A 17,445-nucleotide genomic window follows, 5' to 3' on the forward strand; every position below is an offset into this window, starting at 1 on the left:
AGTTTTTAATGATAGAGATAAAAATGCTTGCCCCCACCTATATCACCCCTCGTCTCTCCGTCCAGTTTAATTTCATCAACTTGCATTCCCGTTCTATTCCAGTTATAATCAAGCCACTGATCACCATAAGGCGCAATACCGAGTGTTATTTCTATCCACCTACTTGCCATATCATAAACGCCTTTGAATTTAGCAATTTCCTAGCGAAGCGTAAGAGGGATACTGAATCCATCCTGCTTCAATTCATATAAGGGAATATTAATCGCAGGAACCCCTGTAGCCTTTTCGAACGAATTGTTTATACGCCGGAGGAGAAAAATACTTTCCTTAGGGAGGGGTTGCATTGTTGTAGTAACGAAGCAATCAAAAGGTAATACGTGATTGATAGAGAAGGGTAAGACAATTTCATCGGTAAGGCATGTGGTTAAGTATCCAAATATCTTCTCCGATTGTTAAGTGAATATTACCGCAAAATTGTCCAATTATTAATTCTATCTCGAATTCCCCTAAAAAAAGCCGTCACGATGAAAATCGTACGGCTGTAGTCACATGAGAAAATTCTACGCTTTAAAAAGAGGTTTTCTTATATCAATTCACATAAATACGGCTTGGCACTGCAAGGTACAAGACCACTGTTACGCAGGCTTTACTAAAAGTTTACCCTACCGTTAACAACGGGTAAGACAGCCCCAGGATGCTAATAAACAGCCGTTTATGCCCTTAACAAGGTTTATTCCCGATTTTTTAGTAAATTAGGAATACAAGGCTTGCCCGTGAGATGTAAGTCTACCATATTATCCTTGTTGTTTGCCATCATCGTGTATGCTGCGCTGCCACAAACGTCCCCTCAGCCTGCCATACAGTTCGATTTTTGTGGCGCAGCCATCCAGTTTGATTGTAATAGAACCATGCGACAGGAAGTACAGGGGCCATTATCTCCACAATCCATCCAGGACTTCTATACCAATGTCAATAACGGATACTACCAGCCGGTCATTAATGCCTTACTTGGCTACAAAAAGAAATACAGGCCCGATGATTGGCTTTTCTACCAGCTCATACGCAAAACAGCCCAGTATATAAGTCCGAAAGCCGATGACTATGTAAGATATACGCTATACAAATGGTTTCTGCTCACCCAATCCGGTTATGATGCCATCCTGGCCTTGTCAGAAGACCGTATACTATTCTATATCCGTTGCGATGAGAACATCTACAACATTCCTACCAGGATCAATAAAGGCAAACAATACGTATGCCTCAATTATCATGATTACGGGAACCTGGATTTTAAGAAAGATATATTTACCGTGGTAGACCTGACAGTTCCCAGCGCACAGGCAATCTTCTCCTACAAGATCAAGCAACTACCAGCATTCAACCCTACCGACTACCAGGAAAAAGACCTGCACTTTACCTATTATGACAACGACTACCATTTTAAAGTAAAACTCAATCCCCAGATAAAGACGCTCTTTACCAACTACCCTACGGTAGATTATGAATCCCAGCTAAACATTCCGCTCAGCAGGGAAACCTATCAATCGCTCATTCCCTTACTCCGGAAAAACGTGAAAAAGATGAGCACTAAAAACGGGGTAGACTACCTTATGCGGTTTACACGGTACGCTTTTTTATTTGAGACAGATTCCAGGAACTTCGGTACGGAGAAACGTCTGTCGCCGGAACAGACCCTCCTGTATGACCAAAGTGACTGTGAGGACAGGGTTGCCTTATTCTTCTGCCTGGTAAAAGAGATCTATAACCTGCCCATGATCGTGCTGTCCTACCCTCAGCATGTAACCATTGCAGTGCAATTCAATAAGCCGATGGGCAAGCCCATCATCTACAATGGCAACAAATATTCCGTTTGTGAACCTACCCCGCAGAAAGAAGACCTGCCCATCGGTCACCTCCTGGCCAGCCTGCGCAAATCATCTTACGAAGTGGTTTACCACTACGACCCCCGGGATAACAGCGATCCAAAATAAGAGCCGCTCCCTGGGAAGCGGCTCTTAATCAAAGCAAATATATTTTCAACTATTAAAACCTGGTCCATCCTTTGTGCCAGTTGGCATAAGCGCCTGACGGAGCAATAGCACCGATGAAGTCAACTTTTTCAATGAACGGCTTGCGGGCAACCAGGATAGCATCATCAAAATAAGTGTTGGAAGCACTGGGAATAACGAGCGTAGAATTACCAAAAGGTACATAATCCGGGTTGGTATAATCAAATGGACGTGTATACCTGATCTCGTCTACATTAGTTAAAACCTTATTCTTCTTGGCAGCCAGATTAAACTCAGTTGTCAATGTGGCCTCTGATGTAGTACCGGCAGAACCTGCACCAGATACAAAATTGATCGTTTTCTTGCAACCGGCAATAACGATACCACTTAACTGCAAAGTCTTTGCTGTAAGAAAGTTTTCAGTAGAACCTGCAGGACCGTCCTTATCACTGAGCTCTATACCGCAAGGCCAACCAACAATAGCCGTATTAAAAATAGAGATAGAAGAGAATCTCCGGATCTGGGCAGCCGATCCGAGATAGTTGGTGCTACCTATATTGTTCAATGTAGCTAAAGGACCAAAAGCAGAAATATTGCAGAATACTGCTTTTGTTTGCGGTGTTACTGTAGTACCACCGCTATTATTATCGCTTTCAAAGGCTTCTGACTTTGAAATATCAGCAATCGCAGAGTCACGGATAACCAGGCCAAACTGTACACTGCCACTGAAACCATTGTCAGTATCAAAATCATCATCCTGTGTTTTATAAGCGATGAGGTATTTGCAGTTCACTGTACCGCCAAACCACTCAAACGCATCATCCTTGGCGTAGGACACCTGTACGTGATCAATCACGGTTTTCCTTCCTACAGCAGCCATTGTAAGGCTGTTCACTTCCTTATCGGGCTGGAAGGCGTACCCTGCATATTCAATACGGACATATTTTAATACACCGGAGCTGTCATCGTCATTAGGAGTAGCACCGCCACCTGCCAGCGCGTCACTATTGGCATTATTGATGCCACCTTCTACTTCAAAAATGCCAGGCCCACCGCCGGTACCTGTAAAAGATGTATTGATACTGGCGTTACCGCAGATCACAATACCACCCCAGTCACCTGATTTTGGAGTGGGAGAGTTGGAGGTAAAGACAATAGGTTCATCAACCGTTCCGTTGGCTACCAGTTTGGAACCACGGCTGACAACCAGCACCGCCACATCAGATCCAGAGTAAGCGCCTTTGATCACTGTACCAGGCTCAATGGTCATAGTATGATTACCCACCAAATACACCTTATCTTTCAGAATATAGGTATTCGCTTTACGTAAAATGGTATCGGCATTAATTCTTCCGGTCAAAGTAATCGTTACACCTGTATTGCCACCATTACCGCCAGGCACGATAATCACTTCTTTTTCTCCATCCATTTCTATTTTACGGCAACCTGCAATGAGCACTGCCGAAAATACGGCGAGAAAAAAAATCTGCTTTTTCATATTCTTGTATTTGTATTTTAAAGAGATTATAATATAGAATAGTTAAATGTTACACCGATGGTGGTACCGAACTTCCGGGTAAACCTGTGCGGGTCTTTATTCTTCTGGAAAGAATCCTTACTGTCATCAAGGTTCTGATAGAAATACTGCATACGGTTCAGGATGTCTGATACATTCACGCGGATCTCCCCCTTATTTTTCAATAACTTCTTGGCCATCTGGAAATCCAGTACGGGTCTGGGAGCTTCATAAACATTGGGAGTACTTGCGCCGGCACTAATATCGCCAACGAGATAAATACGTTCTCCAATCTGGTTATACAACAAAGTAGCATTGAATCCATGTTTCTGCAGGTCATAATTCAGCCCCAGGTTGAGCAGGTAAGGCGATTGGCCCTGCATGGGACGGTCAATTTCAATACCTTGTATATTTGCCTGTACACGGCTATGGATATAAGCGGCATTGGCCTGTAAAGTGAAATTCTTCAGCGCAGGTGCAAAATCGAGCTTCTTACGGAACTCCAACTCGGCGCCATAAGAGACAGCCTTATCTGTGTTCTGGTAATTGAACGTGCTGGACCCGCCACCGCCTTCATTATAGATCTGCTCAATGGCATTGTCAAAATACTTATAGAACACACCTACAGTAAATACCTCACCAGCTCTTGGATACAACTCGTAACGAAGGTCTGCATTCGTAGCTTTCGTCCTCTTCAGAGCAGGATTACCCTGTACAGAAGCATTCAGCTCAAAATCATACAAGTTCAGGAAAGAAAGCTCACGCAGCTCAGGCCTGATCACTGTTTGAGAGCCTGATAAGCGGATATTGGTTTTGGGAGTCAGCTTATAAGTAGCATTTAAGCCAGGCAGCCAGTCGAGCACTTCACTATGTGTATGACGCTCATCCCATTTCTTTACGCTTCCAACCAATTGATCATAATTCTCTACCCGTACACCCCACACCACACGGAGATTATCAAAAAACTGGTTATCAAACTGGATATATCCGGCATTCAAAATGGTATTGGCCAGGTAGCGGAAGGAGTTTCCTTTTATCGCATCAAAACCAAACTTATCGGTTTCAGAAGCATTATTGAAAAAATTCTCAGGAGCAAACACCTGGTCAGCCGGTAATTGCCTCAAAGTAGGATTGTCCCGTTCCAGGTAATTGGCAAATAACTTGGCGTCGTACAAACGGTCTTTAATCTGAAGCATATAACCGCCCTTCACAGTTTGGCGCTGACCAAATAAGTCGAAATTGTAGCTCAGGTCGCCACCGGCTGTATAAATATAGTCACTCAGATTCTGGAAAATACGGCTGCCGGTTTCCTGGGAAAGTGAATTGGCGATTAACAGGCCATAGGGATCCTGTGTACCCGTAGTACGGGCATATACCATACGGCGTTGATCAGGACTATAACCATCCAGTATATTAAAGGCGCCATACCATTTCAATCGCAGGGGAGCAAGCAGGCTATGCTCTCCGCTTAATTGAGTAGTAAAAAATGTGTTTTGTTTAAAAGTAATCTCAGAAGCCCTTACATCATTGGTCCTGTCAAAATCAAGACCATTACGGTTCGTAAAATAGTTAGCCGAATTAACATTAATGATGGACTTTACAGAAATCTTGTTCTTTGCATTGAGTTGAACACTCAAGCTTGCCAAGGCGCCAGCCAGTACATCCTGTGAATACCTGTCGTCATTATAAGCATAGTTCCTGCTCACAGTTGTACCGCTGATATTATTACGCTGGTTCAGCATATCAATAAAACGGTTACTCTTATTATAAGTGATTCCAAAAATACCGCCCACCGTCTTATTGAATAATTTGGTAGTAAACCCGCCATTGGCCTGGAAAGAAGCATTTAACGGCGCAGTAGCAGTAGAAGCAGTCCATACATTAGGCATCTTTTTGCCCATAGCCGTTTTTTCCTCAGCACTCAATATATCAAAATTTGACTTGGTGGTATAACCAGGCGGTAAACCTCTTGTACCATCGTCAATACCCAGCCAATCCCATTTTCCGCCCTTTGCTTTATAAAAATCCTTACCAATCGTTTGTGTATTAAACCCGGTTCCTACCTGTACGTTGAAAAAGCTTTGAGAAGGAATATCTTTTGTATTCACCTGGATCAGGCCACCAGCCCATTCGCCGGGATATTCAGGAACAAAGGCCTTATTAATAACAATATTATCAATCATCGCGGCCGGTATCAGGTCGAAAGAGAAAGTCTTACGGTCGGGCTCTGTACTGGTAAGCAGGATGCCGTTCAGCATAGCCTGGTTATACCGGTCGGCCAGCCCCCTTACTACCAGGAACTTTCCATCCTGCAAGCTGGCGCCGGGTGTTCTTTTCAGTACCTCACCGGTATTTCTGTCGGGCGAACGGCGGATCGTCTCAGCAGAAACCACAGAAGCTACAGTATTCGTATTCTTCTGGAAGGCGATCACAGAATTAACAGTCTCCAGGCGGGCAGGTGTACGGCGGCTGGTAACAGTAACCGTACTCAATTCAGCGCCGCCTTTTTCCATAATTACAGACAGGTCATTCACCTGTCCGGCAGTGATCTCCACATCACTCACCACCTTGGCGGCATAACCAACTGCTGTAAAGGTTAACTCATATTTTTTATCAGTAGAAAGCGTAAGGGTGAAGCGACCCTCAACATCGGTAGTAGTACCTCCGGGGGCGCCGGTGATCTTGATAGATACACCCTGCAGGGGTTCATTCTTACTATTCAGGACTTTACCGGATACCTTTCCGGTCTGTGCAAAAGAAACAAGCGTTACTAATATTAAGGCAAACAGGAGGGAGTACTTTTTGCTCACAACAGTCTATTTAATGTGCGGGCAAAAGTATCAGCGTCGCATTACCGCCATATTACCGTAATGTTAAGGAATTATTAACTGCATCTTTTGGCAGCAGTAATGTTAAGCGAATGTTACCAGAATGTTTCCTTATTATTACCAATTCCGGAAATTCACAGTATTGGCCCTATAAAACGGGGCAACAAGCCAATGTCCCGGTCAAATTTTGTTAAAATCTGAATTGCAGCCGGCAGGTAAAAATATCAGCGTCCATATTGGATGCAAAATCAGGCAAAGCATTCTTTTCAGCCTTCACCACATCATACCACAACATCAATTTCAGGTGGTCATTAAAATAATAATTATACCCAAAGCTCCAGGTATCATAACGGAGGTTGGCAGCTGTAACATTACTGCCGGCTCCCCCGATCTCACTGCCTTTTACAGCAGTATTCGGATCATACCAGTCATACTTCACACCTACCTGGTGCTTTTTGTTAACGATATGTTGCAGAAAATAAAAGAAAGCGCCGTCAAACTTCCTTATATAATAAGGAGCGGTCAGTAATAAACCAGGCGTTTCCGTTTCATTGGCAGTAGCCGTTTGTGTGCCCCACCAGTATTCACCCCGTAATTCGGTATTGCCCCAGGCATGTTTCAGCTTCCATTGCATATCTATCCCGCGGTATTCACGGGGCGCCTTACCGTAAAGGTTACCTTCCGAAGAATCTACCACAAACGCCTTCTGGCCATTGTGGCTATCCATATTATATACGTACTTCGTATTTTGAATAAACCCACCCTGCAGCAGCGAAACACCAGCCGATACCTGCAGCTTACCGGTAACAGGATAAGGCTTCAGGGAAAGGCGCCCGATAAGGTCCTTATAACTGTCATATTCATTGGGGCCTGTCAGTCCCTGGCCATTAAAAAAGCCCAGGTCCAGTTTCAGGTAGCGCCAGCCATTCGTTCTTCCCCGTGGCTCCAGGGAAACCATCGCCCCCAGGTCACGTTCACTTTTCATCAATATCTGCGACATGCGGCCCCTTTCCGGCGATTCCCGGTCAGATGACGAAACATTCACCTCATAGCCAAAAGGCCGGGCAAACATGCCGGTGGTCAGTGCAAACAAGCGCCATTTATTCTCAAAAAACCTGCCCCAGAAATCCCGGATGGCAACGCCGCGTTCCGTACCATCAAACTGGAACACAAACTGGAGCGAAGGCTGGTCAAGCTCATTATAATGCACATAGTCAAAACGGATACGCCCCCGCCTGAGCATAAACCGGTCACGCGCATGGGTCGCAAAATCACCTCCATTATAACTTTTCGCCCCCTCACGGCTTGCCGCCTGGTATTGAGGCTGCATATAGCCGCTGATATTGATCTGGTCAAACTTCTTATAAATAGAAAGTAACCCCTTGCCCATATGGGTAGTAGTGTCAATCATATCCATTAAAAACTGAGCAGCAACGAATTGTGACAGAAAAAGCAAAACCGCCAAAATCCCTGCCCGCCGGGTACTTAACAATAAATTCATATATTCATAACATTCGTGCAAAGGTAGTTTGGTAGAAAAAGGCTATTGTTAAGAAATTATTACCAATTTACCCCATCTATAACAACAGGCTATTAGTTCTATTTTTGCCAGCAAATTACAATGAGATATGGGTTTGAACTCTATCATGAAGATTTTCATGCCGAAAGACAAGATCTTCTATTCACTGTTTGAACAGGTGGCTGTAACAGTGGCAGCTATGGGCAGGTTGATGAAAGATGTGGTAACAGAGCCGGATTATGACAAACGGGCTGCCCTCATTGCCCAGATCGAGGACATGGAGCATGTGAATGACGACTATACCCATAAGATCTTCACTGAATTGGGCCGCAACTTCATCACCCCCTTCGACCGGGAAGACATCCACTACCTCGCTACCGCCCTCGATGATATTGCCGATTATATCTTCGCTTCCGCCAAAAAGATCAACTTCTATAAAGTAAACCCCAACGATCAGGGCATCCAGAAAATGGCCGACCTGATTGAACAAGGGTCCGAACAGATCAAAAACGCCGTATTTGAGCTGCGTAACATGCGCAACATGCGGGCCATCACCGATGCCCTGGTAAAGGTAAACAGCATTGAAAATCAGGCAGATGACATCTTCGACATGAGTATTGACCGGCTGTTTGAAACAGAGCCGGATGCCAAAGAGGTCATCAAAAAAAGAGAGATCTACCAGGTTATGGAAATCGTAACCGATAAGTGTGAAGATGCAGGCAACGTGATCGAGTCCATCATCATTAAATACGCTTAACCGTTTATGACTTTCCTGGTTGTTATCATCATACTGGCCCTTGCTTTTGACTATATTAATGGTTTTCACGACGCCGCCAACTCCATCGCCACTATCGTTTCTACCAAAGTACTGACCCCTTTTCAAGCCGTGGTCTGGGCAGCCGTCTTCAACTTTGCAGCTTTTTTCATTGCCAAATACTGGATTGGTGAATTTAAGATCGGTATGTCTTTCGCCAAATCCATCAACTCCCATTTCATTACCCTGCCCGTTATCTTTTCCGCACTGGTGGCCGCCATTGCCTGGAACCTCCTCACCTGGTGGTTTGGTATCCCTTCTTCTTCATCCCACACCCTGCTGGGAGGTTTCATGGGCGCCGCCCTGGCCCATGTAGGAGGCTTATCACAGGGAGGGTTCGATGTCATTAACTATAGTGTCGTAGTTCCTATTTTCCTCTTCATATTCGGCGCCCCGCTCATCGGTATGCTGGTCGCCCTGATCATTACCCTTATCATTGTCAACCTTTGCCGCCGGGCCAATCCCTATAAAGCAGACAGTTGGTTCCGCAGGTTGCAGTTGGTATCATCCGCCTTATTCAGCCTGGGGCACGGTAGCAATGATGCCCAGAAAGTATTGGGATTGATTGCAGCCGCCATGGTGGCCAATGGCAACCTGGATAGTGTAAAAAATGTGCCCGACTGGGTGCCACTGGCCTGTTTTACCGCTATCGCATTTGGCACCATGAGCGGCGGTTGGAAGATCGTTAAAACCATGGGGTCCCGGATCACCAAAGTGACCCCCCTGGAAGGCGTTGCTGCAGAAACGGCCGGCGCTGCCACCCTTTTCCTGACCGAACACCTCGCCATACCAGTAAGTACCACACATACCATTGCCGGAGCCATCATGGGCGTAGGGGCCACCAAACGCTTATCGGCCGTTCGTTGGGGGGTTACCATCAACCTCCTGTGGGCCTGGATACTCACCATTCCCGTTAGCGCACTGTTGGCTGCAATAGTATACTACATTGTAAAGCTGTTTATATAAAGGTCAGCAAGGTCCCAGGCCTTATTACAGGATAACCAGGACATTCCAAAGTGCGGAATCATTAGAAATTTTGCTATTTTGGCAAATAATCAATGATTTTTGCGCACTAATAAAAACAACAGATGAAAGGAATTATACTGGCGGGCGGCTCCGGAACACGGTTACATCCCATTACCTACGCCATCAGCAAACAGATCATGCCTATTTACGACAAGCCCATGATCTATTACCCTTTATCCACCCTCATGCTGGCCGGTATCCGGGAAATCCTCATCATCTCTACCCCCTACGACCTGCCGCAATTTGAGCGGCTGCTGGGCGATGGCTCCAAACTGGGGCTAAAATTCACCTATGCCGAACAGGCTGTTCCCAATGGACTGGCACAGGCTTTTGTGATCGGGGCCGATTTCATCGGAAAAGACAATGTGGCGCTGGTACTGGGCGATAACATCTTCTATGGCGCCGGCCTGGGCGAACAACTGGAAAAAAATACCAGTCCCGATGGCGGTATTGTATATGCCTATCATGTAAGCGATCCTGAACGATATGGAGTAGTGGAATTCGATAAAAACAAGCAAGTCATCTCCATTGAAGAAAAACCTGCCAGCCCCAAAAGCAACTATGCAGTACCCGGTTTATACTTCTACGATAATGAAGTAGTGAAAATTGCCAGGGAGCTGCAACCAAGTCCAAGAGGTGAATATGAGATCACAGACGTTAATAAAGAATACCTCCGCAGGAAAAAACTGACAGTGTCCATCCTGGACCGCGGCACAGCCTGGCTCGATACCGGCACCTTTGATTCCCTCATGCAGGCATCCCAATTTGTACAGGTCATAGAACAACGGCAAGGCATCAAAATAGCCTGTATTGAAGAAATTGCTTATAAGAAAGGATTTATAGCCAGGGAACAATTGGAAAAAATGGCGCAGCCATTATTGAAAAGCGGCTATGGGCAATACCTTATGAATCTGCTCAAAGAGAAAAGTGAATAACAAATACACCGCATGAAAACGATTGTCTGCGATTTCAAGTGAAACTTGCGTCCGTATTTTCCACGATAAATCTTAATTTGCAATCAATATTCACTTCCTGAGAAACAATACCGTACCCCGACAGGATTTTGATATAATTATTTAGAAAACACATTGTCAACCTGGTCTTTGAGTATTTCAGGGCACCATTTACTATTCACCATAAAATGAGCAAAATTCTTGTTACCGGCGGATGTGGCTATATCGGCTCGCACACCATAGTGGACCTGGTAGAAAACGGATATGATGTTATTTCAGTAGACAATAACGCACGTTCCTCCCCCCGCATTTTTGAAGGCATCGAAAAGATCACCGGCAAAAAGATCAAAAACTATAAAGTAGATCTGTGCAATTTCGACGACACCTTTGCTATTTTTCAGGAAAACGAAGACATTGCCGGCATTATCCATTTTGCCGCCTACAAAGCAGTAGGCGAATCAGTGGAGCAGCCCCTCATGTACTTTGAGAACAACCTTGTATCGCTCATCAACCTGCTGAAATGTGTGCAGGAATTCAATATACCACACTTTGTATTTTCCTCTTCCTGCACTGTGTATGGCAATCCCGATAAAATACCAGTCACGGAAAATACGCCGCCCAAACCTGCCGAATCGCCGTATGGCTATACCAAGCAAATGGGTGAGCAGATCATCAATGAATTTTCCAAAGCCAACCCGTCGCAATGCGTCTTATTGCGCTACTTCAATCCGGTAGGCGCTCATCCTTCCATCCTGATAGGAGAGTTACCCATCGGTAAACCGGCCAACCTCGTGCCCGCCATCACACAAACTGCTATTGGCAAACTGCCGCTCATGCAGGTATATGGTGATGACTATGATACCAGGGATGGCTCCTGTGTACGGGATTACATCCATGTAAGTGATATTGCACATGCCCACACCCTGGCCATAAAATACCTGGCAGATGGTAAGAGCACCAAGCGTTGTGAAGTATTCAACCTGGGCAGTGGCAATGGCTTCACGGTACTGGAAGCCATCAAAACCTTCGAGAAAGTAAGTGGGGTACACCTCAACTACGTAATAGGCCCCCGCCGCCCGGGCGATGTAATAGCCATCTATGCCAACAATGACTTTGCTGTGAAAACATTGGGCTGGAAGCTTAAATATTCACTGGAAGACATGATGCTCACTGCCTGGAAATGGGAACAACGCCTCAAAACAGATGAAAAATTCTACCAGAGCAAGCCAGCAGACCTGAATTAGTGCAGTCTGGATGACCCTCAGGTCATTAGTCCATAAGTCCGCAAAAAGCTATACAAACAAAAAACTTCCGGGCTTTCCGACTTCTGACCTCCGACTTCAGACTTCTGACTTATATTTGCACCACCAAATTTTGACCATGCTGAAAGAGATACAGCCCACCGGGCAAAAAGATACAAGAAGCGGCTTTGGCGATGGTATAGCAGAAGCTGCCCGCAAAAATTCCAACGTCGTTGCTTTAACAGCCGATCTGGCCGGTTCCTTAAAACTCAATCAATTCATCAAAGAATTTCCGGAACGCTTTATCCAGTGCGGTATTGCAGAAGCCAACATGATCGGTATAGCAGCCGGATTGACCATTGGCGGTAAAATTCCTTATACGACCACCTTTGCCAACTTTTCTACCGGCCGTGTATATGATCAGATTCGTCAGTCAGTAGCCTATTCCGGCAAAAATGTAAAGATCTGTGCTTCTCACGCTGGCTTAACGCTGGGCGAAGACGGCGCTACACACCAGATACTGGAAGACATTGGCATGATGAAAATGCTGCCAGGTATGACAGTGATCGTGCCTTGCGACTACAACCAGACCAAAGCTGCCACATTAGCGATAGCCGACTACCAGGGACCTGTTTACCTGCGTTTTGGTCGCCCGGTATGGCCTATATTCACCAAAGTGGAAGACTTTGTAATTGGTAAAGCGCAGGTATTCTCAGAAGGAACTGACGTTTCCATCTTTGCCTGCGGTCACATGGTATGGAAAGCCATTGAAGCAGGTGTCATCCTCCAGGAAAAAGGCATCAGTGTGGAAGTCATCAACATCCACACCATTAAACCCCTGGATACCGAAGCGGTACTTAAATCCATCACCAAAACCAAATGCGCGGTAACAGTAGAAGAGCACAACGTGCTGGGAGGTTTGGGTGATTCCATTGCACAGGTTGCAGCCCGCCACCTGCCTATTCCTATCGAATACATCGGCACCAACGATACCTTCGGCGAAAGTGGCACCCCCACGCAATTGCTGGAGAAATATGGCTTGTCTACACCACACATCATAGCCGCCGCCGAAAAAGTAATGAAGAGAAAATAATATAGTACTGTGTCTATAGCACAAGGGGTTAGCGCTGCTAACCCCTTTTATTTTTTATTTGCAAACGTTTCTTTCGCTCTGCGAGGGCTTGTAGCCTCGCAGTTTTATTTCGTAGCCTTTGGCTACTCTGTGCCACTTACCCCTGCACAAACCCCAACCTTCTCTCCATCTCCTTGCTCAATGCCGGCAACTTCCTTCTTTCAATCAAAAAGCTCGTCAGCCGGGCTATATCGGCAAAAATATAATGCTTGTCCAAAGCGCCTTTCAGGTAATCACGGCCGGTACTGCCACCGGTGCCAATACGGGTACCGATCATACGATGCACCATATTCATGTGGCGGTAACGCCAGGTACTTAATTGCTCATCTATTTCCAACAGGTTGTTCAGCAACTGGAAGGGTAACTGCAAAATGGGATAACCCCTGTACAACATAATAAACATAGCAGCCCGGCTGGCTTTGGGCGATAACCTTCTGTCATTGCCCGCAGTGGTATCAGCAAATACAGCATCAAAAAAAGCCTGGTTTTCCTGCTCGGCAGTAGCCAGACTTGTAACATAAATGTTACGATAGTCGCTCCAGAAATGCGGCACTTCATCAACAAAAGGCATCCTTTCCAGCCAGTCATTCAGCAATTCAACAAATGACCTTTCTTTTTCTACAGCTTTAATAAGGTCCACCTGCTGCTGACGCAACTGGGAAATATAATATTCTTGTCCAAAGCGGTGTTGGTATTTCAATCCCAGTTTAGCTTCCAGTATCTTAAACTGCCAGCTTTGGAAACCGGAAGCAGGGCGCAGCATATCCCGGAAATCAAGGAAGTCCATGGGCGTCATCGTTTCCATAATATCTATCTGGTGCACCAATACCTTGAGGATAGATACCATGCGCGATAAGCGATGCACCACCGTTTGCAGCTCCGGCGAATTATCATTCACCGAAGGCTTCTTCATAATAGCGCTCACCGAATCCACTTCGTACAGCAGTTGTTTAAACCACAATTCATACGCCTGGTGAATAACAATAAACAACATCTCATCATGCGCCGGCTGCTGCAATCGTTCACTTTCTGGCAACTGGGCATTCAGTATCTTATCCAACTGCAGATAATCGCTATAGTGTACTTCCTGTTGAGCCATCTGATTTTTTTTAGGCAAACTCATACCCTATATCCTTCCTGTAATACATATCCTCAAACTTGATCTGTTGCAACACCTTTCTCGATTTACGCACAGCTCCGCCGATCGTATCATCATAAGAGGTAACGCACAATACCCGGCCGCCACTTGTTACTACTTCATCCTCTTTCGGGGTAGTGCCGGCATGAAAAACAATACTATCGGCAGGAAGCGGTTTATCCAGTCCTTCAATGGGGAAACCTTTTTCATAAGAGCCGGGATAGCCGCCGCTCACAGCCATAACGGTACAGGCGGCACGATGATCTTTCTCCACCTTAATAGTATCCAAAGTTCCTTGTGCGGTAGCCTGTAACAGGTCCACCAGGTCTGTTTTCAGGCGGGGCATCACCACCTCTGTTTCCGGATCGCCCATGCGGCAATTGTATTCAATCACCAGCGGCTCATCACCCACCTTAATAAGACCTACAAAAACAAAACCTTTATAATCTATCTTTTCCTGGGCTATTCCTTTAATAGTAGGCTCCACCACCTTATCAATCACCTTCTTCATAAAAGCATCATCGGCAAAAGGCACCGGGCTCACCGCACCCATGCCACCGGTATTCAGGCCGGTATCGCCTTCACCAATGCGTTTATAATCTTTCGCCTCGGGTAGCAGTACATAATGTTTGCCATCCGTCACTACAAACACACTCAATTCGATACCGTCCAGGAACTCTTCCACCACTACCTTCTTGCCGGCATCGCCAAACTTGCTTTGCTGCAGCATCAGCTCAAACTCTGCCATGGCTTCTACATGTGAATGACAGATCAATACGCCCTTACCGGCTGCCAGGCCATCGGCTTTCAATACAATGGGTAACGAATGTTGCTGCAGGTAAGGAATGCCTTCCTCGTAATTGGTAGTGTCAAACTCCCGGTACTTAGCCGTAGGTATATGATGGCGCATCATAAACTTCTTGGCAAAAGCCTTGCTGCCTTCCAGTTGGGCCCCATATTGCGAGGGACCTATAATAGCCACCTGCTGCAGGGCAGCATCTTTCCTGAACATATCTACAATACCCTTTACTAACGGCTCCTCAGGACCGACCAATACCATACCGATCTGTTTATCCAGCACAAACTGTTTAATGGCATCAAAATCGGTAACAGACATGTTAATATTGGTACCACACAAAGCAGTGCCCGCATTGCCCGGAGCAATGTATAACTGTTGACACTTCGCGCTTTGTGAGAGTTTCCAGGCCAGTGCGTGTTCACGGCCTCCGGAGCCCAGGAGTAAAATATTCATAGTGTTCATGGTACATTTTAAACGTTGCGAATTTCGGGGATTCAGCCGGGATGGCGAATTTTAATTGATGTTTAGGGTTCCGGTATGGAATTTATCACTATTTTACGCCGCTAAGGGCATGGTCACCCCTTTTTTTGTCAGGTCTGCCGTTTTGATAGTACAGGATGTCCATGCCCCCACAATCCTTATCCTTACAAAGCATTGCTAAATCAACCCCCAACATATATGGCGCAGCCTGTCAGCGGCAAACATCCTAAAGGACTCTTCGTATTGTTCTTCACCGAAATGTGGGAACGTTTCAGTTACTATGGTATGCGGGCGTTACTGGTTTTATATGTAACCAACGCCTTGCTAATGGATGATAAATATGCCCAGGATGGCGTATATGGCAGCTATACAGGCCTTATATGGCTCACTCCTATACTGGGTGGTTACTTTGCAGACCGTTTGTGGGGCAACCGGCGGTCTATCATCATAGGCGGTTTCCTCATGGCGGCAGGCCAGGTCCTCATGTTTATAAGCGCATCTTACTACACCAATCCCAACCTGGCGCATGCTATCATGTGGGTAGGTCTTGCTATATTGATCATCGGGATGGGTTTTTTCAAGCCGAATATCTCAACACTGGTAGGCCAGTTATATCCCCAGGGCGACCGGCGGCTGGATTCGGCGTATACCATTTTTTACATGGGCATTAACCTGGGCGCTTTTATTGGTCCGCTGATATGTGGTGGCCTGGGCAACCAGTACGACGAAAGTGGCAAAGCTATCCTGGACGTTTTTAAATGGGGATTCCTGTCGGCAGGTTTCGCCATGTTTGCCGGAACACTCACCTTTATCTGGTTAAAAAACAAATACATTGTTGATCCCGAAGGAAAAGGGCTGGGCATTCTACCTAATAAACTAATGGTCAAACCAGATGAAGATGCCCGCAAACCCGAAAGCACACAATCATCCCTGGTACAGGTAGGCTTATGGGCGCTCATAGCAGTGGTTTTGTTCCTGGCATTTATGTTTATAGCCGGCCAGGACTGGATCAGCGCTTTTATCTTCAGTGTGGCTACAGCCGTATCCGGCCTCATCATCTTTGACCGATCCTTAACGCCTGCTGAAAGGGGGAGGATACTGGTTATCTTTATCTCTGCTTTCTTTGTGATCTTCTTCTGGGCCGCCTTTGAACAGGCAGGGTCTTCCTTAACCTTATTTGCCGAACGGAATGTGGACCGTTCCTATGCGGTAAACACGCAGCTTGGAACAGTCATCCTGTTCTTAGTGGCATTGGCGGCTGTACTATACTACTTCCTGCAACGGATCATGCTCATACCGGTAGAACTGAAAAGAGTGTTTGGCGGCTTAGCGATTGCTGCGATCTTGCTGGCCATCTATTACTACATTCAGGGAACACCTTACAACCTGAAAGAAATTCCTGCCAGTTGGTTCAACAGCGTGAATTCCATGTGGCTCATTCTAACAGCCCCGTTCCTGTCTCAGCTATGGCAATGGATGGGCAAAAAGAACATAGAGCCCTCCTCACCCAAAAAGCAGGCCCTGGGTTTATTGAGCCTTGCCGCAGGTTATTTACTCATAGCTTATGGGGTAAAAGATGTTACCAGCTCGGTAAGCATGCTTTGGCTGCTGGGCTTATACTTTCTGCATACAGTAGGTGAACTGTGTTTATCGCCTATTGGATTATCCCTGGTGAATAAACTGGCGCCGGCCCGTTTTACCTCCGTGCTGATGGGAGTATGGTTCTTATCCAATGCCGTGGCCAATAAATTTGGCGGCAAACTGGGCGCTTTATTACCCAGTAAAGGACCCACCAACTTTGCAGGTTATACCATCAACAACCTGTACGACTTCTTCATGCTGTTTGTAGTGATGAGCAGTGTAGCAGCGTTGTTGCTGTTCCTGCTATCCTACTGGATGGAAAAGCGCATGGGAACTGTAAAATAAGTGACTTAAAGAGCCCACACATTAGCATGTGTGGGCTCTTTCTCTATACAAAAACTACACGATT

At 45.9% G+C, this 17,445-nt stretch carries 13 protein-coding genes; 7 read left to right on the forward strand and 6 right to left on the reverse strand.

Annotated features, from left to right (window positions below; translation table 11 throughout):
- Nucleotides 1-5: 5 nt before the first annotated feature.
- The gene (locus tag HB364_RS02375; RefSeq protein ID WP_167286295.1) at nucleotides 6-170 is read right to left on the reverse strand and encodes a hypothetical protein; all 165 of its coding nucleotides are present in this window, start codon (nucleotides 168-170) and stop codon (nucleotides 6-8) included.
- A 603-nt stretch (nucleotides 171-773) separates the two neighbouring features.
- Between HB364_RS02375 and HB364_RS02380 the strand changes: the two genes are divergently transcribed.
- Nucleotides 774-1,991, forward strand: a complete 1,218-nt coding sequence (locus tag HB364_RS02380; protein ID WP_317170664.1) for a hypothetical protein — start codon at nucleotides 774-776, stop codon at nucleotides 1,989-1,991.
- A gap of 52 nt (nucleotides 1,992-2,043) precedes the next feature.
- Here the strand turns inward: HB364_RS02380 and HB364_RS02385 are convergent, their stop codons facing one another.
- The 3 genes from HB364_RS02385 to HB364_RS02395 form a co-directional block, all read right to left on the reverse strand.
- On the reverse strand, nucleotides 2,044-3,507 hold the full coding sequence (locus HB364_RS02385) for a hypothetical protein (protein WP_167286296.1): 1,464 nt from the start codon (nucleotides 3,505-3,507) through the stop codon (nucleotides 2,044-2,046).
- 26 nt (nucleotides 3,508-3,533) lie between these two features.
- Nucleotides 3,534-6,335, reverse strand: a complete 2,802-nt coding sequence (locus HB364_RS02390) for a TonB-dependent receptor (protein ID WP_167286297.1) — start codon at nucleotides 6,333-6,335, stop codon at nucleotides 3,534-3,536.
- A gap of 208 nt (nucleotides 6,336-6,543) precedes the next feature.
- Entirely contained in the window at nucleotides 6,544-7,764 is a 1,221-nt protein-coding gene (locus HB364_RS02395) for a porin (RefSeq protein ID WP_246228285.1), read from the reverse strand.
- A gap of 217 nt (nucleotides 7,765-7,981) precedes the next feature.
- On the opposite strand from HB364_RS02395, the gene HB364_RS02400 reads away from it, so the two are divergent.
- From HB364_RS02400 to HB364_RS02420, 5 genes are all read left to right on the forward strand, one after another.
- Nucleotides 7,982-8,629 carry a DUF47 domain-containing protein gene (locus tag HB364_RS02400; RefSeq protein ID WP_167286299.1) on the forward strand — a complete coding sequence of 216 codons (648 nt, stop codon included), beginning with the start codon at nucleotides 7,982-7,984 and terminating at the stop codon, nucleotides 8,627-8,629.
- 6 nt (nucleotides 8,630-8,635) lie between these two features.
- A complete protein-coding gene (locus HB364_RS02405; RefSeq protein ID WP_167286300.1) occupies nucleotides 8,636-9,652 on the forward strand; it encodes an inorganic phosphate transporter in 1,017 nt (338 codons plus the stop codon).
- A gap of 122 nt (nucleotides 9,653-9,774) precedes the next feature.
- Nucleotides 9,775-10,647: a glucose-1-phosphate thymidylyltransferase RfbA gene (gene rfbA, locus HB364_RS02410; RefSeq protein WP_167286301.1), complete on the forward strand. Its 873-nt coding sequence runs from the start codon at nucleotides 9,775-9,777 to the stop codon at nucleotides 10,645-10,647.
- A 206-nt stretch (nucleotides 10,648-10,853) separates the two neighbouring features.
- Nucleotides 10,854-11,909 carry a UDP-glucose 4-epimerase GalE gene (galE, locus tag HB364_RS02415; RefSeq protein WP_167286302.1) on the forward strand — a complete coding sequence of 352 codons (1,056 nt, stop codon included), beginning with the start codon at nucleotides 10,854-10,856 and terminating at the stop codon, nucleotides 11,907-11,909.
- Between the two features lie 136 nt (nucleotides 11,910-12,045).
- Nucleotides 12,046-12,999, forward strand: coding sequence for a transketolase family protein (locus tag HB364_RS02420; protein ID WP_167286303.1), 954 nt, complete (start codon nucleotides 12,046-12,048; stop codon nucleotides 12,997-12,999).
- Between the two features lie 136 nt (nucleotides 13,000-13,135).
- Here HB364_RS02420 and HB364_RS02425 read toward each other — a convergent pair whose 3' ends face one another.
- Both HB364_RS02425 and purD read right to left on the reverse strand, forming a co-directional pair.
- Nucleotides 13,136-14,137, reverse strand: a complete 1,002-nt coding sequence (locus HB364_RS02425; protein ID WP_167286304.1) for a tryptophan 2,3-dioxygenase — start codon at nucleotides 14,135-14,137, stop codon at nucleotides 13,136-13,138.
- Nucleotides 14,138-14,147: 10 nt separating this feature from the next.
- The gene (gene purD / locus HB364_RS02430; RefSeq protein WP_167286305.1) at nucleotides 14,148-15,428 is read right to left on the reverse strand and encodes a phosphoribosylamine--glycine ligase; all 1,281 of its coding nucleotides are present in this window, start codon (nucleotides 15,426-15,428) and stop codon (nucleotides 14,148-14,150) included.
- Nucleotides 15,429-15,653: 225 nt separating this feature from the next.
- On the opposite strand from purD, the gene HB364_RS02435 reads away from it, so the two are divergent.
- Nucleotides 15,654-17,381 (forward strand): peptide MFS transporter, encoded by a 1,728-nt coding sequence (locus tag HB364_RS02435; protein ID WP_167286306.1) that lies wholly within the window; start codon nucleotides 15,654-15,656, stop codon nucleotides 17,379-17,381.
- The last annotated feature ends 64 nt before the right edge of the window (nucleotides 17,382-17,445 follow it).

This window comes from Paraflavitalea devenefica, from assembly GCF_011759375.1.
Lineage (GTDB): Bacteria > Bacteroidota > Bacteroidia > Chitinophagales > Chitinophagaceae > Paraflavitalea > Paraflavitalea devenefica.